Raw genomic sequence first — 20,999 nt, forward strand, 5'->3', positions numbered from 1 at the left:
TTGCGACTCTTCAAATGTACGGAGCTTTTTCAGAAATCAAATACTAGTCCTATATATCGCAGGGTGTAGGGGCACGGCAGTGCCTTGCCCTACGGGTATACCTCACGCAAACGAGAAGCGCTATATAGGAAAATTGAACATATTATTTGTAAATTGACGAAATTCTTAATTTTAAATTTATAATTTTGTGTAGTGCAAATTAAAATGATTGAATTTCTTAATAATTTATTTTAAATTCACCGCAGAGCTGGAATAGTATTATGTTTCGTTAAAATAGAATTGCTGCTATAAATAGAACAATGTATCTACATAAAGTCTAATAAATTACTGTAAAAATCCGGCAGCATTTACTTAGTCGTAATTTTAGAACCGTGCAAATTCATCCTCACTCTAAATTTAACCAAAACCGCGATCACCGCGAACAGGGGTTGCAGAAATTGCTCGATCGCCTTGTTAAATCAATGCAGCGCGATGAGTTAGTCCGGCAAACGACCAATCAACTCAGAGAATCGCTTCAGGTTGATCGGGTGGTGTTGTATTATTTTTACAGGCAGTGGGAAGGACAGGTGACTTTTGAATCTTTGAGTTCTAAAGAATTCTCAATACTGGGTTCCACCGGCCCAGATGATTGTTTTAACAATGAGTATGCTGCTTTATACTTAGCAGGACGGATAAAGGCGATCGCTGATATTGAATTAGAGCCAATCCAGCCTTGTCACCGAGATTTTCTTGGCAATTTGCAGGTTCGTGCCAACTTAGTTGTACCAATTGTCATACCTAGAGGATTATGGGGATTGCTAGTAGCACATCACTGTCAAGGGCCTCATTATTGGTCGCCATCAGATATAGAAATGATGCAAACAGGGGCACAAACTCTAGCGACAGATTGTAATATTCTGGAGAGTTAAAACAATTCGTAATGACGCTCACGGACTCGCTATCGCTATCGGTACGCTAACGTAATTTGTAGTTAAAAGGGCGGTTAGAAACTGCGTTTACACGAGGCTTTACCCACCTTCGTGGGTTTCAAACCCTCAATTTTTTCTTAGTCCGCGGAGGCGGACTTTGCTTGTATAGCCGCGAATTTCATTCGCCCTGGCTCTTACTAGCACTGATTTTTATAGATAAGGAGAAAAAACTGTGAAATTTGGTTATACGGTCATTTGGGTAGACGATGTAGTTAAAACAGTTGAGTTTTATGAAAAAGCCTTTGGTTTAGTTCGTCGTACTCTCCAGGATAAAGGACAATCTATCTGGGCCGAAATCGAAACCGGAAACACCACATTGGCTTTCTCTTCTAGTAGCGAAGCACAAAAGTTATTTCCTGGAGGCTTCCATGCCAACGATCCCACACAACCACCGCCATTGATTCAGATATCATTTATCACTCCTGATGTTGGCAGCGCTTACATGAGAGCGATCGGCGCTGGTGCAAAAACACTAGATGCCCCTAAATCTCAGCCAGGGGGAAAAACTATTGCTCGTGTCCGCGATCCCAATGGTGTGCTGGTATCGTTGGTGAGTGGCTAGGTAGCAAATTGCCTTGACCGCAATTAATTGGGCTGGGGATTGCGATCGCTAGAGTTAAAATCAACACTTAAAATACTATTTATAAAATAAATCTTCAGTAGGGTGTGTTACGGCTTTAGCCTAACGCACCGTTTTCTATAGTGGTGTATTAGGCACTTTAATTATGTTTTTGGTGACATAAAAAAATAGGACGAAATATAAAAGGTGTTTTGAAAGCGTCTGGTTTATTTTAAATTACTGAGAGTCAATATAGCCAGAAGAATAGCACATTTATTTTATCCAAAATTAAACTTCCGTACTAATAAATCGCTAAATTCACAGGCAGGCGAGAGGCAATTACTGGCAATTAATAATCGTTATATTATTGAACTTACTATTAAAATTAAAATTATTTTTCTTTAATTTTGTGTGTAACAGGGTTGAGGCAGAAATACAAAACTCTTACTATATCTTGCTCTGGACTATAATTTATGACCCTATTTAAAATATGTATAGTTTATTTACATAACACAATCTTCTGAACGCTCAAATATGAATAGAATTGCTGCATAAATCTCTTACCTAAGTCAGATAAGTTAACACAGGTTCCCATGAGAGATACCTGATTTGATATTTCCATTCTGGAATAGCCAATAGGCTTTACCATCAACAGGACTTTAATCATGACACAAGAAATAATTCATGAAGCATCTGCTTCGCAAACGTTAGAAGGTCAACAGACAAACACATTCTTCCACTCCCCTGCACCTAACGATCCTATTCTCAATGTCAACAACATTCAAGGCAACATTTTAGGTGGGTTCAATAAAGATTATCAGGCCCTCTTGTTCCTTGAAATTGAAAATCCAAATGCCTTCAAGCACTGGCTAGAGTCACAGATAAAGTTCATTGCCACCGCCTCAGAAGTGATTGCCTTCAACCGCCTATTTAAGTCAAGCAAAGAACGACGAGGCCGCGAAGGCACTGTTAAAGCAACCTGGGTTAATATAGCTTTCTCCTTTGAGGGGCTGAAGAAACTAACCAATGATGCCGATACATTTACGGACACATCTTTTAAAGCTGGGCTAGCGGCGCGTGCTGTTGATTTGAATGACCCTGTGGACAAAGATGGCAAGCCTATTGGCTGGGTCGTGGGCGGGCCGGATAATGGCAAAGTTGATTTGGTTTTCATTATTGCCAGCGACGATCGCGCGGACTTGTTGGCAGAAGTATCACGGATCTTAGAAAGCATTGTGGTATTTACAGACGACCAAAACAACGTTAAGAGCAGCGGAGCCAGAATTACCTTCTTGGAAGAGGGAGCCAACTTACCCGCACCCTTGTCTGGACATGAGCATTTCGGCAACAAGGATGGAATATCACAACCTGGTATTCGTGGCAGGCTTTCTGACAATCCCAAAGAACTTCTCACTCCTCGGCAGAATCCAGAGAACCAAAATCAAGGCAAACCAGGACAGGATGTTCTGTGGCCAGGAGAGTTTGTTTTTGGCTATGAGGGTCAGAACGATGATGCTAAAACGTTGGAAGATAGCAAAGGTGAGGTTGTGTCGGCAGGACTACACTGGGCGAATGATGGCTCTTACCTTGTATTCCGCCGATTGCGTCAAGATGTATACAAGTTCCACCATTTTTTAAACGAAAAAGCTGCCAACTTGAACACTGACCCTCAAAAGGTAAGCGCAAAGCTAATTGGTCGCTGGCCTAGTGGCGCTCCCACTGTCCGCACGCCCGAAAAAGATGCCCCAAAATTGGGAGATGATGACAATGCCAACAATGATTTTGAATTCAACGGTGATGATCCACTGAAGGATCATTTCTTCAGAAACGATGTAGTTCCACCTTCCAAGGATGCAACGGGTCTGCGCTGTCCGTTTATTGCCCATACCCGCAAGACTTATCCACGCAATGACAAAACACCAGGAGGTGGAGGCCCAGGGCCCGAAGAGATTGACCGTAGTGAAGTGACCACTCAAACACACCGCTTACTCCGTCGCGGTATTCCTTATGGCCCGGTGTCTGCTTCGACGCCGAACAATCCACTAAAAGATAAGAAGTTTGTTGACCGTGGTCTTCACTTTTTGGCTTATCAAACCTCGATTGTAGACCAATTTGAGTTTGTCACTAAATTCTGGGCTAACAATCCAGAGTTCAGCAAGGAGGCTGCTACTGGTCACGAATTTAAAGGGGAATTAACTCTTGGTCACGATCCAATTATTGGTCAAAGTAAAAATAATAAACCAAATGGCGATCGCACACGCGAGTTTTACGTCCACCTTGAGGATGACCAAGGTAAACCTCGAACTAAGAAGTTGACTGCACCTGAAGACTGGGTAATTCCTACTGGTGGCGGCTACTTCTTTGCACCGTCGATTTCTGCTTTAAAGGAAGTATTGACAAAATAAAGATTGGATGTTGGTGCATGATATAGCTGGGCGATCGCATCGAACTGCAAACTTCCCAAGTTTTGTCTGTCAATGAATGCCAGCGCTGATGCCACAGTGGTCGATATCATGGGGTTTGTAGACCATTAGGAAAATAATGAATTATGAATTTTGTTTTGCATCATTCATAATTCATTTATTTTTCTCTATTCCCCAATCTCAAACCTCAAATTTATGGATTCAAATCCAGCATTGTGTGCTGCGATCGCCAATTACATTACCACCAGTCCCCAGCAGCGAATTACTTTTGCCCAATTCATGGAGATGGTATTATACCACCCTGAATACGGCTACTATTCCAGCGATGCAGTCAAAATTGGCTTTCAGGGTGGTGATTTTTTCACTTCTCCCAACCTCTGCTCTGACTTTGGCGAGTTACTAGCAGAACAATTTTTGCAGATGTGGGAGATTTTAGGAAAACCTGTACCCTTTTCTCTGGTAGAAATCGGAGCAGGTCAAGGATTGCTAGCTTTGCATATCCTTAAATATCATCAACTGCACTACCCAGATTTTTTTACCGCGCTGGAGTATATCATTATTGAAAAGTCTCCAACTTTAAGACAAGAACAGCAGCAACGCTTACAAGATTTCCCTGTGCGTTGGTGCAATTTAGAAGATATACCACCAAATGCGATCGCTGGTTGCTTTTTCTCGAACGAGTTAGTAGATGCGTTCCCCGTGCATCAATTCATCCTAGAAACGGGAGAACTCCAAGAAATTTATGTAACCACAGATAGTAATCAGAAAGAAACCTGCTCATCATTTGTGGAAGTCACAGGGGAACCTTCAACGCTCCAACTAGCTGAACATTTGGATTTACTGGGAATCAACTTGACCCAAAGTGCATATCCCGATGGCTACCGTAGTGAAATTAATTTAGCTGCTCTAGACTGGTTGAGTATAGTAGCAGACCGCTTGCAGCGCGGCTTTGTGTTAACAATTGATTATGGTTACCCCGCCAATCGTTACTATAATCCCAGGCGATCGCAGGGAACGCTACAGTGTTATTACCAGCATCGTTTCCATGACAACCCCTATATTAATATTGGGCGACAAGATATCACTGCCCATGTTGACTTTACGGCTTTGGAACGTTGGGGTGAGAAGTGTAACTTAAAGAATGTTGGTTTTATCCAGCAGGGATTATTTTTGATGGCGCTGGGGCTAGGCGATCGCATTGCTGCCCTTTCTTATCAAAAGCAACCTCTCTCACAGTTAATACAGCGGCGGGACGCACTACACCAACTTATAGATCCCACAGGACTGGGCGGTTTTGGAGTCTTAATTCAGAGCAAAGGTCTGGACAAGACTGAAATTTCTCAACCACTAAAAGGATTGACCCAGCCAGAGTAAACATCAATTTGAAAAGTTAAAACTCTATTTAAGAATGCAGTATCAGTCTGATTTAGACTAGCATAACAGTGATTACTGTAAAGTTAAACACACTACCAAAGTAATAATTATGTCCACTCATGATCTGTTAATGTTAGTAACCTTGCTTACTCCTGGTATTTTACTCTCAGTGATAATCATGGTGACTTTTGCCGCTGGTGGCTAATCGCCAGAGACGTTAGTTACTACTCAGTGAACAGTTATCAGTATTCACAGATAACTGTTCACTGATATTAAAATCAAACGATGAAAACCCGATGTCTACAACAGGCTGCTCGGTGACGCTGTACCAAAGGAACATGAAAAATGAAGGTGGCATTTCTGGGAACTGGACTGATGGGACTACCAATGGCTCAAAGGTTATTAGCCGCAGATATACAGCTAGTTGTCTACAATCGTACCCCAGAAAAATTAGCACCACTACAAGCCGCTGGGGCTGAAATTGCGACACATCCCCGCCACGCCATTCGTGCTGCTGAGTGCGTAATACTCATGCTGACTAATACCCCGGCTATTTATAATGTGTTGCTTTCAGATACTGCTTGGCAAACTTTGGAAGGACGCACAATTATCCAAATGGGAACAATTACTCCCACAGAAAGCCAGGAAATTAGAGATGCAGTTGTTGCAGGTGGTGGCGAGTATTTAGAAGCACCTGTATTAGGGAGTATCCCAGAAGCAAAAGCTGGTAAGTTGAGTGTTATGGTAGGGGCCGAGCCAGAACAATATGAACGCCACTTGAAGTTACTCCAAAATTTTGGGACAGAACCTTTACTTATTGGGCCAGTAGGAGCGGCGGCGGCGCTTAAATTGGCACTAAATCAACTAATAGCTTCCCTGACAACTAGCTTTGCTCTGAGTCTAGCTTTTGTCCAGCGTCAAGGTGTCGATGTGGATGTGTTTATGCAAATCTTGCGTGACAGTCCACTCTACGCACCTACCTTTGACAAAAAGCTACAACGGATGTTAGATGGCAATTATGCCGATCCCAATTTCCCCACAAAACATTTGCTTAAAGATACAGAATTATTTATCTCAGAAGCGAAATCTCAGAATTTGGATCTCAGCAGTATTAAAGGAGTGCGGCAAATCTTGCAAACAGCCGTAAAAATGTCATTTGCTGATGATGATTACTCATCACTATTTTCTGTAATTAAGGAATGGGGAGAAGCGATCGGAGAATAATTTTTTTTAGGGTTGCCCAGATTGCATTGGTGTCAACTTAACATTAAAAGGGCGGTTATAAACCGCCCTAGCTCTAAGTTAACACTTGAAAAAAGTTGTAAATTGAAACACATTGAGGAAAGCCTCTCCCTACACCTTGGCATCCCTGATATGCACTTTGAAAATCCTGAATCAAAAGGTTTTAACTGAATCGTTAATAAAGATATTATTGCCCATTAGTAGTAGTTGATGGAGACAATGGTAGAGATTCAGGCACAGACGGAGGCTGAGGTTCCGGTTGAGGATTGAGAAATTCCTGCCAAGTCTTAATTTGCTCTTGCGCTGCACTGTAAGCAGCACTACCGCGTGGAATGGATTTAGCAATGTCAATGCCTCTAGCAATATCTGACTGGCCTTGAGTGCGTGCTATTTCTAACAATTGCTGACTCCATTGGTCAATAGCCTGATTCGCATCCATACGTAAAATGCTATTGTTTGAAACCCGATCCGCCAGCCGTATGGCTTCAATTAAGGCTTCTGATGTACCAGCCGCCCCCACTTCCTGGGCTTTTTTCCAATTTTCTCTAGTGCGGATTTGCCCTTCCCAGTCATTTATCGCAGCTTGTGCATCTGGAGAAAGTGCCCTTCCTGACGAGGCAATTTGTTGAGCTGCATTAATGGCGGCGGTGAGATTTCCACTCTGAGCCAGTTCTTGTGCTTGATCTAAGTAAGGTTGGTCTTGAATTCGCTCAATCTTTCCTACCCAAGTACGAATTTTTTTCCGTGCTTCTGGATATAATGCACGTCCTCGACGAATTTCGCTGGCCTGGGCGATCGCAGCTTGCAAAGAGTTAATATCCTCGAATATTGCTATCTGTTCGGCGCGGTCTAAGTAAGGTTGGTCTTCAATTGTCTCCACTTGGGCACTCCAGCGACCGATCTCTTGCCTAGCTTCTGTACCCCTGGGATTACTTGCAGGGATAAGCTGTACTTGGGCGATCGCTGCTGTTAAATTTGGGACTGTCCCCTGGCTAGCCAATATTCTCGCTTTTTCCAGATGAGCAACATCTTCAATTTCCAACTGCCAACGAGCAATGAGTTGCTGTGCTTCGTTATACACTGGTCTTGAAGGATCGATTTGTTGTGCTTGAGCGATCGCTGCCTCTAAACCAGAAACGTTACCGATCCAAGCACTCCTTTTGGCGTCAGCTATGGCAATAAAGTCATCTGTTTCACCTTGTAGTTTCGTACTTTCCGGTATTTGCCTAGCAATATTCAGGGCTTCATCCGCATCCTGCTTGTCTAGTTTTGCCTGTGCCAATTCCAGCATTTTGCGTCCAAATGCCGGAATCGCTTGTTGAGCTTTTTGGTAAAGATAACTTTCCTGCCCGATGGACTCGGCTAACTTGATCGCTTCTAATAAATTATCAACTACTTTGCTGTTTGCTAAACTTTCGGCTTTTCCTAACTTATCCCCATCTTCCCGCGCTGTGGCAATTAGACGATTCAATTGGTCGTATTTAGTACCCGCCCAGTATTGATTGTCTACGCGCAGCATTTTCGCGGATAACATGAACGCCGATTGCCAGCGCCGTTCTTTTACTTCGGCGATCGCACCATTATATGTGGCTTCAGCCTTTGACCAAATCGACTGCCATTTGCCAATTTGCTCATCGACTAATTTATAAGCCGCCACGTCTTCGGGTATTTTTTGAGCAGTAGCGATCGCTTCCTCTAAATTCCCTGTTTGAAAACTTTCATCAGCTAGCTTCAAAATATCCCGTGACCATTCTTCAATGAAACGATCAATTTCTCCATGCAACGGGTGATTTTGTGGTAGTTGCTTCACCAGAGCGATCGCTTGCAATAGGTCGTTCACTGTCTGCTTAGAAGCCGCCAACTGAGCGCAGTGTAGCCGCACAGAAGCACTAGCTAGTGGCCAGAAAATCGAGGGACAATTAGGGGCAGATGGCAACTTGAACAGCATTGCCATTGCCAAGAATCCTACACTACCGGGAATCAACATTAGTAGTACTACCCACAATGTCCAGCTTTTCATCCAGCGTGGCCATTTTCTAGAAGTACTACTGAGTTGGGTAGTTTCTTGTGAATTACTATTTATAGGTAATCCTTTCGGATGGTTTTTTTTTCGCCGCTTCACTGACTTGGAGGTAGAACCAGTAGCTGGGACATCAAATGGCTGAGTTTCACCGAATTGTTCTGTTCGGGATAATCTTTTGTTTTGATCTGGCTCTCTTCCACTGGCTGAAGACCAACTGTCTGGAATATCCCGCTCTGTCATCTCTCACACCAAAATAATTGAATAGCGCTCTGTTTTAGGTCGATAATTCCATTGTTGACATAGTAACTTTCTCATCATTAAAAAGCTACTTTTTTGATTATCTCTCTCCACAGAGTACCATTATCAATCTAAAAAATCAGTGCTATTTTATACTTTATCCTGAAATAGCAGATTCAGCTTGCAAATCGGCAATTAGTTGAGCTAACTGATCGCTACTTGCTTGGTAAACGTTGCCGCAAAAGTCGCAAGTTGCTTCAGCACCATCATCTTTAATAATCATATCTTGCAGTTCAGCTTCTCCCAAAATCTTCAGTGCCCCCAAAACGCGATCGAAAGAGCAACCACAGTGGAAGCGCAGCATTTGCCGTTCGGAAAAGATTTCCAGCCCCATATCTCCCAACAAGTCGCCAAAGATTTCAGGTAACGTTTTCCCAGCTTGCAACAACGGCGTAAATCCTGCTAGACCAGCAACCCGTGATTCCAACGTTTCGACTAGGGCTTCGTCTCTGGCAGCTTTGGGCAATACTTGTACCAGTAATCCTCCAGCAGCAGTGACTCCCCCTGCTCCCACGAACACACCTAGAACTAAAGCCGAAGGTGTTTGTTCGGAATTCACCAGATAATGAGCCACATCATCACCAATTTCACCAGAAACTAGTTCAACTGTACTAGAGTAAGGATAACCATAACCAATATCCCGCACAACGTAGAGGTAGCCGCCACCCACTGCACCACCAACATCTAACTTACCTTTGGGATTTGGAGGCAATTCTACAGATGAATTTCCCACATATCCGCGTACCGTCCCATCTAAGCCTGCATCTACCAATATGCCGCCCAAAGGCCCATTGCCCTTCACCCGGACATTGACCCTTGATCCAGTTCGCTTCATGCTAGAAGCCATTAACAAGCCCGCCGCCATAGTCCGACCCAGTGCTGCCGTTGCCACATAAGAAAGCTTGTGCCGCCCCCGTGCTTCTTCTGTTAAACGTGTGGTGATCACACCTACGGCACGAATTCCACCTTCGGCTGCTGTTGCACGAATTAACTGATCCGCCATGAATAACCTTACATTTCTTAACAAGTTAACTTTTTCTATTCTAAGTTCTCTGCTGCGAGAAAAGCGACGTAGTAATAATCAGTGATTGTATTTGCAATATTAGAAATAGTGATGTCTCACCTTTAGGTAATCCGAGAAAAATGCTGGGTAATTTTCAACAAAGTCAACTGCGGATCGAAATCGAAGCATCAACAGATGCAATTCGTAACAGTCTACTGCATCCAGTGCAACTACAAAAATGGCTCTTAGGGCAACGTTTTGCGCCAGGAATGCCAGAAGAACTGCTCCCCGGATTCCAGTTTACAACCTGGACTGGGCCAGTCGCGATTCATCATCAAGTAAACGTTGTCAAATCCAACTGTCTCCGCTTAGTACTCAGCGGAGGTATTGACGGGTTCCACGAATGGTACTGGGGAGAAGGTTGGGTACAGTCCCGCTTGGAAGGAGTTTCAATTTTGCCCTTGAATTTGGGTCAAACGCTGAGTTTGTTGAGCTTACGTCAGTTTTTGGCAACTCAAGAACGTTAAATCGATTGAACGTAGAATGAGGATTTTCCTTGTCTCTAGGACTAGCTGTTTCAAGGTGACTCGAAAAATCTCTTTTTTCTCTCTGTATAATGGACACTTTGCTCAAGTCGGAAAACCAACCCATGCAAGTGTCCTCCTCTGTGCTTCTATGGTTTAAAAGTAATTTACCTAACCATTTCAGATGCAGCTAACACAGAGTTGCATAGGTTAAAATCCTGAAATTATTTTTAATTATCGGCTGTTAACACTTGTTCAACTCACTGCGCTCGTCATATTTCAGGTATTTTTCCAAGGTTAGTTTTGTAGTGGTTATAGTCATTCCTTCCCCTTGCAAGCAATTTTTACCTTGGTTTTACAACCAACACTGAACAATTAGCCTCTTCTACAACTTGACTGCTAACAGAACCCTGAACAATCCGTTTCATCCCTATCAACCCCCGACTGCCAATTATAATCAAGTCAGTTTTGTAAATATTGGCAAGGCGAATAATTTCTTCGGCAGGATCACCAGTTACCAGTTCTAACTCACTTGTGACTGATAAGTTCTCCTGATAGGATTGCAGTTGTTTTTCAATATGAAAATAAGAAAATGCTGGGGACTCTGGCTGAGGGCGATCAGCGGGTAGTTCCATCTCTGACTCTGGCGGATGAAACACATGACAGAGAATAACCTTGCCATCTTTTGACAACGCCAAATTATCTAAAGTCTGAATTACTCGTTCTGAAATTTCCGAACCGTCCAGAGCTACCAAAACAGTATTTAGCACCGCTCTCGTCTCCTAAAGAGTAGACCCCTTATATAAGTATCTAGCAAAATTCGTCGGCAGAGACACTAAACCAATTTTTTATCTGCCAACTTAGCTTATATATTTGAGGCTGCTTGGGTTGTAGCAACTGGACTGGAGAAGCTTTTTACAAGTTTCCAGGAGAGGAAAACCCTCTCCAAGAAACTACTGTCGGCAATACCGGACTTGTGGACGCTAAAAGGGCGGCTGAAGGCAGGATAGCAAATAGCGGGCGTTAGCGTAGCTTACCGTAGTTATCGCTATCCAAACTTTGAGTCTGAAGCTAGCTAGTTACTTTTGCCAACAGTATAAGAACAAATTAAGCATTCTAAATCACTCTTCTTGCTGAACTCGGCGGCGGACTGAATCAGCATGGGAAGGCAACCCCTCTGCTGTTGCTAGCACGTCAATAGCACCAGCCACATTTTGCAGTGCGGCTTGGGAGTATTGAATAATACTGGAGTGTTTGAGAAAAGTTTCAACCCCTAATGCCGAAGCATAACGGGCAGCACCAGATGTTGGCAAGGTATGGTTAGGGCCTGCCAAATAGTCTCCTACAGCTTCTGGTGTTGAGTAACCCAAAAAGATTGCCCCAGCGTGGCGAATCTGTGGTAGGAGTGCCCAAGGGTCTTTGATTTCTAATTCCAGGTGTTCGGGGGCAAATTCATTTGAGAGTTCTGCTGCTGCTTCAAGCGATTCCACAACGATAATCAAGCCGTAGTGAGCGATCGCTTTTTCTGTATCTATTCGCCGTGGATGATCCACTAGCTGTCTTTCCAGGGCTAATTGCACATTTTTCGCCAAAGCAGCATCCGTCGTCAGCAAAATTGCTGCCGCCATTGGATCGTGTTCGGCTTGGGCTAGCAAGTCAGCAGCTACATACACCGGATTTGCGGTTTCATCGGCAATCACCAGCACTTCGCTGGGGCCTGCCAAAGAATCAATACCGACAGTACCATAGACAAGTTTTTTCGCTAGGGTGACATAAATGTTACCAGGCCCAGTAATCACATTCACTTTCGGAATCGTTTCTGTGCCATATGCTAAAGCTGCGATCGCTTGTGCGCCCCCAATGCGATAAATTTCTTGTACCCCTGCTTCTTGGGCAGCTACCAAGACTGCTGGGTTAATAGCACCCCCTGGCCCTGGCGGTGTAACCATCACCACGTGGGGTACAGCAGCAACATGAGCCGGAATTGCATTCATCAGTACTGTACTGGGATAGGCGGCACGGCCACCAGGCACATACAACCCAGCTCGGTCTACAGGGGTGTAGCGTTTGCCCAGTACTACTTCATCATCGCCAAAGTGTACCCAGCTTTTTGGTACTCGCTGACGATGAAACGCTTCAATTTGGCGGCAAGCTAGCCGAACTGCATCAAGCAATTCCTTTGACACCTGCTGATAGGCTGCATCCAGTTCCGAGCCTGTAACTCGAAGTTCTTCTGCTTTCAGGATTTGTTTGTCAAATTCGGCTGTGTAATGCAATACAGCTTTATCGCCTTGGCGCTTGACTGCTTGCAAAACTTCCCGTACCGTTGCTTCTTTGTGAAGCACCTGTTCGTCATGAGTGCGATCGCAGATCCGTTGTAGTTCTGCTCTGACGTCTGCCTGCTGAGTAATGATTCGCAGCATGGAGTAAGGACAATGCCAAAATTATAATATTGCCACCTGAGATTTAGTATTGCTCTTGACCCACTGGGTGTGCAAGCTGACTCTAACTCTCTTCTCTAGCTTAACCTGGATTTTTTTGATACTCTCAAGGCTGCCAGCATCTAGTTTGCTTGAGAAGGCGACTTAATTGCTCAGTCCCACAAGCCTTGGTAGGCTAGCGGTAGGAAGCAGGTGTGCCATATCCCGCTACCCTTATGCCTTTAACCTCACTCCTTGCGGGGTGTAGGTGGTGTGTTTGCACATCCAATCCCCCAAGTTTACGGGGGCTTGGGTCTGAGTATAGTTTTTACTTATTTCCCTAACTTTTTAGTAGTTAATCTCTGTACAGATAGCATGTGTTCGGTTCTATATGTTAGAACTGCCTGAAATTGATATTTTTCCAGTTATTACTTGCCTCTAACAATACATCTGCTTTACGGACAGATGATATTTATTGGCAATCACATGGCTAAATCAAGTGGTGAGTTAGGGTAACTATTTTCTTTGATATAGCTCATTTTAACGCATTTCCTAAATTGACGACACAATGAATTGGGGAGTCGGGAGTAGAGAACCAGAACCAATACGCTTGGGTTAGCGTCAAAAACCACAAACTGCGTAGGTTGAGTTTTGTTCCTTTACCTAACTTACGATTATCCTTGAGCCAAGCGTATTGGAACAAGAACTATTGATATTCATCCATACCCAATACCCGAATTTTTTTAGGAAATTATAACATTGGCAATTTGGATGCTATATTAGTAAGTCTAGTAGTGTGTGTACATAATTAATAGTATTTTTGGAATTGACTGTGGCGAATACAAAGTCTGCTCTCAAGCGTGCCGAAATCGCAGAACGTAACCGACTGCGTAATAAAGCTTACAAATCAGCAGTCAAGACGCTGATGAAGAAATACTTTAATGCTGTAGCTGCCTATACAGCTAATCCTACCCCAGAATTAAAAGAAGAAGTGCAGGCTAGATTATCTGAGGCTTACGGCAAAATCGATAAAGCGATCAAACGGGGTGTCCTTCACCCCAACAATGGGGCAAGGAAAAAGTCAAGATTGGCTCACAGACTAAAACCCCTCGCAGAAACAGCTTAGTAGTCACTGGTCATTTGTCCTTAGTCATTGGTCATTAAACAAACGACAAATGACGAAGGACAAACAACAAAGGACAAAAGATGCAATTGATAGATACGCATGTACATCTCAACTTTGATAGTTTTCAGCCGGATTTAGCAACAGTGCGATCGCGGTGGCAAAAAGCAGGTGTAGTGCGTTTAGTACATTCCTGTGTTCACCCTGAGGAGTTTTCTAGTATTCAATCCATAGCCCAAGAGTTTCCAGAAATCAGCTTTGCTGTGGGATTACATCCTTTAGATGCTGAGAAATGGAATAGCGAGACCGTCGAGAAAATCAAAACTTTAGCAAGTTCTGACTCGAACGTTGTAGCAATTGGGGAAATGGGGCTGGATTTTTACAAAGCTGATAACTACGAGCAACAGTACATGGTGTTCGAGTCACAATTGGCGATCGCATCTGAACTGAACTTACCAGTGATTATCCACTGCCGCGATGCTGCTGTGGCAACCAGAGAAGTGTTGCAAAAATGGCGAAAAATCAAAGGGAAAAGAGTGCGGGGTGTCATGCACTGCTGGGGAGGAACGCCAGAAGAAACTCAATGGTTTCTCGATTTAGGCTTCTATATCAGCTTTAGCGGAACAGTAACGTTCAAAAACGCCAAAGCGATCCAATCCTCAGCGGCAATGGTGAGTAGCGATCGGCTACTGATTGAAACAGATTGTCCATTTCTCGCTCCAGTTCCGAAACGGGGTGAGAGGCGCAACGAGCCCGCTTACGTGCTTTATGTAGCCGAGCAAGTAGCTAAACTGCGTCAGGAAACGGTAGAGGCGATCGCTCATCAAACCACCCAAAATGCCTGTGAATTATTTGGTCTGTCAATATCAGCCCTGCCCTAGTATCTTTTGTTAAGTTGTGCTAAAAAAATAAAACTCTAGGGGGACAAAAATATGCTAATATTATTCCCTCAAAAACATTTTGCTTGCGCCATAATGATAAAGGAAGGAACTTAAAACTTCTCATCTGAATTTGTCCGTGCTGTTATGGCTTGGCCATCCTCCAAATCTCTACAAGCGGATGCTCTCCACACATGACTAACCGTGCCAACCAAAATTGAGCTAGACTTTTGCACAAGATTCAGCTTGGTGTGTATTGATCCTATTCAAAATCGTTAAACAAAATTGCCTTGTGAGTACAATTCAGCAAAATGAAGTGATTATGATTCCAAACCGAGAAGGTACGGATCATTGCCTCAGTCTTAGGATATCTAGGCTATCACTTAGAGTATAAATAGCGGGGTGAATTTAAGACACACTGTGTGGAGTTGCGTCAGCAAATTAACGCGCTTTTTGGAGGGGAAGTGAGGAAAAGAGATCAAACTCAGGAATATCTCAACTGTATATTCTTGTTGAAATGGAGGTTGGGCATTGGGTGCAGAGTGGAAAGACTTTCAGCAACTGCTTCTCTGCTCCCTCATAATCTTAGTACCCAGTACCTCGTAGGAGTGATTACCACCCTGTAAAAATTGCTTATTCCAGCCAGCTTTAATCGCTGCGTTTGCCCACACCTGTAAATAGCAAGTGTGTAAGAAAAAGTTCCCAAACAAGCTAAAGACACTGACTAGCAGTGGGAAGCGTCAAAGAGCAGTGTCCAAGGGAAAATTTAACCAGAGTTGACAAAGGTAGAGGCATGACTAAAGAAACATATATGGAACCCGCCTTTCTGTTGCCCGACTTGATTGAAATTCAGCGGTCAAGCTTTCGCTGGTTTTTGGAAGAAGGGCTGATAGAAGAACTCAACTCCTTTAGTCCTATCACAGATTATACGGGCAAATTAGAACTGCACTTTTTGGGTCATAACTACAAACTCAAAGAGCCAAAGTATAGCGTCGAAGAAGCCAAACGGCGGGATAGTACCTATGCCGTCCAAATGTATGTTCCCACACGCTTGATTAATAAAGAAACCGGGGAAATCAAAGAGCAAGAGGTATTCATTGGTGATTTGCCTTTGATGACCGATCGCGGGACGTTTATTATTAACGGAGCCGAACGGGTAATTGTTAACCAAATAGTGCGATCGCCAGGAGTCTACTACAAATCAGAAATAGACAAAAACGGGCGACGGACTTATTCAGCTAGCTTAATTCCCAACCGGGGAGCATGGCTGAAATTTGAAACAGACCGTAACGATTTGGTCTGGGTACGCATCGACAAAACCCGCAAACTCTCAGCCCAGGTACTTTTAAAAGCTTTAGGGTTATCAGACAACGAAATCTTTGACTCCTTACGCCACCCAGAATATTTCCAAAAAACCATTGAAAAAGAAGGGCAATTCTCTGAAGAAGAAGCCTTGATGGAGTTATATCGGAAACTGCGTCCCGGTGAACCACCTACGGTGTTAGGTGGACAACAACTCCTCGACTCCCGTTTCTTTGACCCGAAACGTTATGACCTTGGTCGCGTCGGACGCTACAAACTCAACAAGAAATTGCGCCTTTCTGTCCCAGACACAATGCGCGTTTTGACTGCTGGAGATATTTTGGCAGCCGTAGATTATCTAATTAACCTGGAATATGACATCGGTAATATCGACGACATTGACCATTTAGGCAATCGGCGGGTGAGAAGTGTCGGTGAATTGCTGCAAAACCAAGTACGGGTGGGCTTAAACCGCTTAGAGAGAATTATTCGGGAACGAATGACCGTATCCGATGCTGAAGTGCTAACTCCTGCTTCCTTGGTGAACCCCAAACCATTAGTAGCAGCAATTAAAGAATTCTTTGGTTCCAGTCAGTTAAGTCAGTTCATGGATCAAACCAATCCCTTAGCAGAACTGACCCACAAACGCCGTCTAAGTGCCCTTGGCCCTGGTGGTTTAACTCGCGAACGCGCCGGTTTTGCCGTGCGAGATATTCATCCTAGTCACTATGGACGCATTTGCCCCATTGAGACACCAGAAGGCCCCAACGCTGGATTGATTGGCTCCTTAGCAACCCATGCGCGGGTGAACCTGTACGGCTTCTTAGAAACGCCATTTAGACCTGTGGAAAATGGGCGAGTCAGATTTGACCAGCCTCCAGCCTACATGACAGCCGATGAAGAAGACGACCTGCGGGTTGCTCCAGGGGATATTCCTGTAGATGAAACTGGGCACATTATTGGGCCATTAGTACCAGTCCGGTATCGCCAAGAATTTTCCACCACAACACCAGAACAGGTGGACTACGTAGCAGTATCTCCCGTACAGATTGTGTCGGTAGCGACTAGCATGATTCCCTTCTTGGAGCATGATGACGCTAACCGAGCACTGATGGGGTCGAACATGCAACGACAGGCAGTACCCCTGCTCAAACCAGAGCGTCCTCTGGTGGGTACTGGTTTGGAAGCCCAAGGAGCAAGAGACTCCGGGATGGTGGTTGTATCGCGTACCGATGGCGATGTTACTTATGTGGATGCTACAGAAATTCGCGTCCGTCCGAAAGCTAGCACCCCTGAAATTAGATACACTCTTTCCAAGTACCAACGCTCAAACCAAGACACCTGTTTAAATCAGAAACCTCTCGTCCGCATTGGTGAACGGGTTGTTGCTGGTCAGGTGCTAGCCGATGGCTCCTCCACTGAAGGCGGCGAATTGGCACTAGGACAAAATATCGTAGTTGCCTATATGCCTTGGGAAGGCTACAACTACGAAGATGCAATTTTAATCTCTGAAAGACTGGTGCAGGATGATGTTTATACCTCAATTCACATTGAAAAATATGAAATTGAAGCGAGACAAACGAAACTGGGGCCAGAAGAAATCACCAGAGAAATTCCCAACGTTGGGGAAGATGCCTTGCGTCAGTTGGATGAACAGGGAATCATTCGCATTGGGGCATGGGTAGAAGCTGGAGATATTTTGGTAGGAAAAGTCACACCCAAAGGTGAATCTGACCAACCACCAGAAGAAAAACTGTTGCGGGCCATTTTCGGTGAAAAAGCGCGGGATGTGCGCGATAATTCCCTGCGAGTCCCTAACGGTGAAAAAGGTCGCGTAGTTGATGTGCGCTTGTTTACTCGTGAACAAGGCGATGAACTGCCACCAGGAGCCAATATGGTAGTCCGGGTGTACGTTGCCCAAAAACGCAAAATCCAAGTTGGCGACAAAATGGCAGGACGGCACGGTAATAAAGGGATTATTTCTCGGATATTACCAGCAGAAGATATGCCTTATTTGCCCGATGGTTCACCAGTAGACATTGTACTTAACCCCTTGGGTGTACCCAGTCGGATGAACGTCGGACAAGTATTTGAGTGCCTCTTGGGTTGGGCTGGTCAGACCTTGGGAGTCCGATTTAAGATTACTCCCTTTGATGAAATGTACGGTGAAGAGACATCCCGCCGAATCGTGCATGGAAAATTGCAAGAAGCACGGGACGAAACAGGGAAAGACTGGGTATATAACCCAGATAATCCAGGCAAAATCATGGTGTACGACGGTCGTACAGGCGAACCCTTTGACCGAGCAATCACTATCGGTGTGGCTTACATGCTGAAACTGGTGCATTTGGTGGATGATAAGATCCACGCCCGTTCTACAGGCCCATACTCACTGGTGACTCAGCAACCCTTGGGTGGTAAAGCACAACAAGGTGGTCAACGGTTTGGGGAAATGGAAGTGTGGGCATTGGAAGCCTTTGGTGCGGCTTACACCTTACAGGAATTGCTCACAGTTAAATCTGACGATATGCAAGGACGAAATGAAGCCTTAAATGCGATCGTTAAAGGTAAGGCGATTCCTCGACCTGGAACCCCAGAATCCTTCAAGGTACTGATGCGCGAGTTGCAATCATTGGGGTTAGACATTGCCGTACACAAGGTAGAAACCCAAGCAGACGGCAGTTCCCTAGACGTGGAAGTCGATTTGATGGCAGACCAATCAGCCCGTCGCACACCTCCTCGACCAACTTACGAATCTCTTTCCCGCGAATCGCTGGATGATGACGAATAAGGATTAGGGAATCGGGCATGGGGAAGGCAGTGCGGTCTTGGGGAAACCCCAAGTGGAGCAACTGCCGTCATTGGACATTGTTTCAACTCCCCATGCCCAATGTTCCAAAACTAAATATACTCAAAACTCATAACTCATAACTCGGAACTCAGCACTTAAGTATGAGACCTGCCCAAACTAATCAGTTTGACTACGTAAAAATCGGCTTGGCTTCCCCTGAACGCATTCGGCAATGGGGCGAGAGAACATTGCCCAACGGTCAAGTAGTCGGTGAAGTTACCAAGCCAGAGACGATTAACTACCGAACTCTCAAGCCAGAGATGGATGGCTTGTTTTGTGAGCGCATTTTTGGCCCCGCAAAAGATTGGGAATGCCATTGTGGAAAGTATAAAAGAGTCCGTCACAGAGGTATTGTCTGTGAGCGCTGTGGGGTCGAAGTCACCGAGTCACGGGTGCGTCGCCACCGCATGGGCTATATTAAACTCGCCGCACCAGTAGCTCATGTTTGGTATCTCAAAGGCATTCCTAGCTATATTTCCATCCTGTTGGATATGCCCTTGCGGGATGTCGAGCAGATTGTCTATTTCAACTCTTATGTTGTCCTGAGTGCAGGTAATGCCGAAACTTTAACTTACAAACAGCTACTGAGTGAAGACCAGTGGTTGGAAATAGAAGACCAAATTTATAGCGAAGATTCTGTGCTGCAAGGCGTAGAGGTAGGTATTGGTGCTGAAGCGCTGTTGCGTTTGCTTGCCGATATCAATTTAGAGCAAGAAGCCGAAAGTCTACGCGAAGAAATTGGCAACGCCAAGGGGCAAAAGAGAGCCAAGCTAATTAAGCGACTGCGGGTGATTGACAACTTTATCGCCACTGGTTCCAAACCAGAGTGGATGGTAATGGCAGTTATTCCTGTGATTCCCCCCGACTTGCGCCCAATGGTGCAACTAGATGGCGGACGCTTTGCCACCAGCGATTTGAATGATTTGTATCGGCGGGTTATTAACCGCAATAATCGTTTGGCACGCTTGCAAGAAATTTTAGCACCAGAGATTATCGTGCGGAACGAAAAGCGGATGCTGCAAGAAGCAGTGGATGCTTTAATTGACAATGGTCGTCGGGGACGCACTGTGGTAGGGGCAAATAACCGACCCCTAAAATCTTTGTCCGACATTATTGAAGGTAAGCAAGGACGTTTCCGACAAAACTTGTTAGGTAAACGGGTTGATTACTCTGGACGTTCGGTTATTGTGGTGGGGCCAAAGCTGAAAATTCACCAGTGTGGTTTGCCTAGAGAAATGGCAATTGAGCTATTTCAACCATTTGTAATTAACCGCCTGATTCGTAGCGGTATGGTAAATAACATCAAAGCTGCGAAAAAGCTGATATCCCGCAATGATCCCAGCGTTTGGGATGTGCTGGAAGAGGTGATTGAAGGACACCCTGTAATGCTAAATCGGGCACCAACGTTGCACCGCTTGGGTATTCAGTCTTTTGAACCGATTTTAGTAGAAGGTAGAGCGATTCAACTGCATCCTCTGGTGTGTCCAGCGTTTAACGCCGACTTTGATGGCGACCAAATGGCGGTACACGTCCCTCTGTCGTTAGAAAGTCAGGCTGAAGCGCGGTTGTTGATGTTGGCTTCTAACAATATTTTGTCACCAGCCACAGGTAAACCGATCATCACACCTAGCCAAGATATGGTGTTGGGAGCCTATTATTTAACGGCAGAAAATCCCGGTGCGACAAAAGGTGCAGGAAATTACTTTTCTTCGCTAGAGGATGTAATTATGGCTTTTCAGCAAGATCAAATTGACTTGCACGCCTATATTTACGTAAGGTTTGACGGTGAAATAGAATCAGACCAACCGGATACAGAACCTGTGAAAGTGACGGAAAACGAGGATGGTACTCGCACATTACTCTATAAGTTCCGTCGAGTCAGACAAGACGCGAAAGGCAATGTACTTTCACAGTATATATACACAACTCCTGGCCGGGTTATTTACAACAATGCCATTCAGGAAGCACTAGCAAGTTAGGGAATAGGGCATGGGGCATAGCGCATGGGAAAG

15 protein-coding genes are annotated in these 20,999 nt (G+C 44.6%); 10 read left to right on the forward strand and 5 right to left on the reverse strand.

Translation table 11 applies throughout. The features are described from left to right. The first annotated feature begins 371 nt into the window (after window positions 1-371). The 3 genes from HWQ44_RS27295 (at window position 372) to HWQ44_RS27305 (ending at window position 3,932) form a co-directional block, all read left to right on the forward strand. Window positions 372-908, forward strand: coding sequence for a GAF domain-containing protein (locus HWQ44_RS27295; protein WP_292725118.1), 537 nt, complete (start codon window positions 372-374; stop codon window positions 906-908). A gap of 232 nt (window positions 909-1,140) precedes the next feature. After that, window positions 1,141-1,530, forward strand: a complete 390-nt coding sequence (locus HWQ44_RS27300; RefSeq protein ID WP_292725119.1) for a VOC family protein — start codon at window positions 1,141-1,143, stop codon at window positions 1,528-1,530. 662 nt (window positions 1,531-2,192) lie between these two features. After that, a complete protein-coding gene (locus HWQ44_RS27305) occupies window positions 2,193-3,932 on the forward strand; it encodes a Dyp-type peroxidase (RefSeq protein WP_292725120.1) in 1,740 nt (579 codons plus the stop codon). On the opposite strand, the gene HWQ44_RS27310 is transcribed toward HWQ44_RS27305, so the two are convergent. Then, window positions 3,881-4,042 (reverse strand): hypothetical protein, encoded by a 162-nt coding sequence (locus tag HWQ44_RS27310; RefSeq protein ID WP_292725121.1) that lies wholly within the window; start codon window positions 4,040-4,042, stop codon window positions 3,881-3,883. The two genes, HWQ44_RS27305 and HWQ44_RS27310, sit on opposite strands and share 52 nt — an antisense overlap. Before the next feature lie 103 nt (window positions 4,043-4,145). On the opposite strand from HWQ44_RS27310, the gene HWQ44_RS27315 reads away from it, so the two are divergent. Next, on the forward strand, window positions 4,146-5,324 hold the full coding sequence (locus tag HWQ44_RS27315; protein WP_292725122.1) for a class I SAM-dependent methyltransferase: 1,179 nt from the start codon (window positions 4,146-4,148) through the stop codon (window positions 5,322-5,324). Window positions 5,325-5,669: 345 nt separating this feature from the next. Continuing rightward, window positions 5,670-6,548: an NAD(P)-dependent oxidoreductase gene (locus HWQ44_RS27320; protein ID WP_292725123.1), complete on the forward strand. Its 879-nt coding sequence runs from the start codon at window positions 5,670-5,672 to the stop codon at window positions 6,546-6,548. A 205-nt stretch (window positions 6,549-6,753) separates the two neighbouring features. On the opposite strand, the gene HWQ44_RS27325 is transcribed toward HWQ44_RS27320, so the two are convergent. Next, complete coding sequence (locus HWQ44_RS27325; protein ID WP_292725124.1) at window positions 6,754-8,829, reverse strand: chromosome segregation ATPase; 2,076 nt, start codon at window positions 8,827-8,829, stop codon at window positions 6,754-6,756. A gap of 154 nt (window positions 8,830-8,983) precedes the next feature. Next, window positions 8,984-9,889, reverse strand: coding sequence for an Hsp33 family molecular chaperone HslO (hslO, locus tag HWQ44_RS27330; RefSeq protein ID WP_292725125.1), 906 nt, complete (start codon window positions 9,887-9,889; stop codon window positions 8,984-8,986). A gap of 140 nt (window positions 9,890-10,029) precedes the next feature. Here hslO and HWQ44_RS27335 point away from each other — a divergent pair, with 140 nt between their 5' ends. Continuing rightward, on the forward strand, window positions 10,030-10,416 hold the full coding sequence (locus HWQ44_RS27335; protein ID WP_292725126.1) for a hypothetical protein: 387 nt from the start codon (window positions 10,030-10,032) through the stop codon (window positions 10,414-10,416). Window positions 10,417-10,757: 341 nt separating this feature from the next. On the opposite strand, the gene HWQ44_RS27340 is transcribed toward HWQ44_RS27335, so the two are convergent. Together HWQ44_RS27340 and hisD are read right to left on the reverse strand one after the other, a co-directional pair. Then, complete coding sequence (locus HWQ44_RS27340; RefSeq protein ID WP_292725127.1) at window positions 10,758-11,183, reverse strand: universal stress protein; 426 nt, start codon at window positions 11,181-11,183, stop codon at window positions 10,758-10,760. A gap of 351 nt (window positions 11,184-11,534) precedes the next feature. Continuing rightward, complete coding sequence (hisD, locus tag HWQ44_RS27345; protein ID WP_292725128.1) at window positions 11,535-12,836, reverse strand: histidinol dehydrogenase; 1,302 nt, start codon at window positions 12,834-12,836, stop codon at window positions 11,535-11,537. Between the two features lie 829 nt (window positions 12,837-13,665). On the opposite strand from hisD, the gene rpsT reads away from it, so the two are divergent. The 4 genes from rpsT to HWQ44_RS27365 all read left to right on the forward strand — a co-directional run bounded on the left by rpsT (window position 13,666) and on the right by HWQ44_RS27365 (window position 20,966). Then, on the forward strand, window positions 13,666-13,959 hold the full coding sequence (rpsT, locus tag HWQ44_RS27350) for a 30S ribosomal protein S20 (protein WP_292725129.1): 294 nt from the start codon (window positions 13,666-13,668) through the stop codon (window positions 13,957-13,959). A gap of 80 nt (window positions 13,960-14,039) precedes the next feature. Further along, complete coding sequence (locus HWQ44_RS27355; RefSeq protein ID WP_292725130.1) at window positions 14,040-14,837, forward strand: TatD family hydrolase; 798 nt, start codon at window positions 14,040-14,042, stop codon at window positions 14,835-14,837. A gap of 790 nt (window positions 14,838-15,627) precedes the next feature. Further along, window positions 15,628-18,927 carry a DNA-directed RNA polymerase subunit beta gene (gene rpoB, locus HWQ44_RS27360; RefSeq protein ID WP_292725131.1) on the forward strand — a complete coding sequence of 1,100 codons (3,300 nt, stop codon included), beginning with the start codon at window positions 15,628-15,630 and terminating at the stop codon, window positions 18,925-18,927. 161 nt (window positions 18,928-19,088) lie between these two features. Next, window positions 19,089-20,966: a DNA-directed RNA polymerase subunit gamma gene (locus HWQ44_RS27365; protein WP_094342607.1), complete on the forward strand. Its 1,878-nt coding sequence runs from the start codon at window positions 19,089-19,091 to the stop codon at window positions 20,964-20,966. Window positions 20,967-20,999: the final 33 nt, after the last annotated feature.

Origin of the sequence: Nostoc sp. JL34, assembly GCF_017114945.1 — a bacterium.
Classification (GTDB): domain Bacteria; phylum Cyanobacteriota; class Cyanobacteriia; order Cyanobacteriales; family Nostocaceae; genus Nostoc.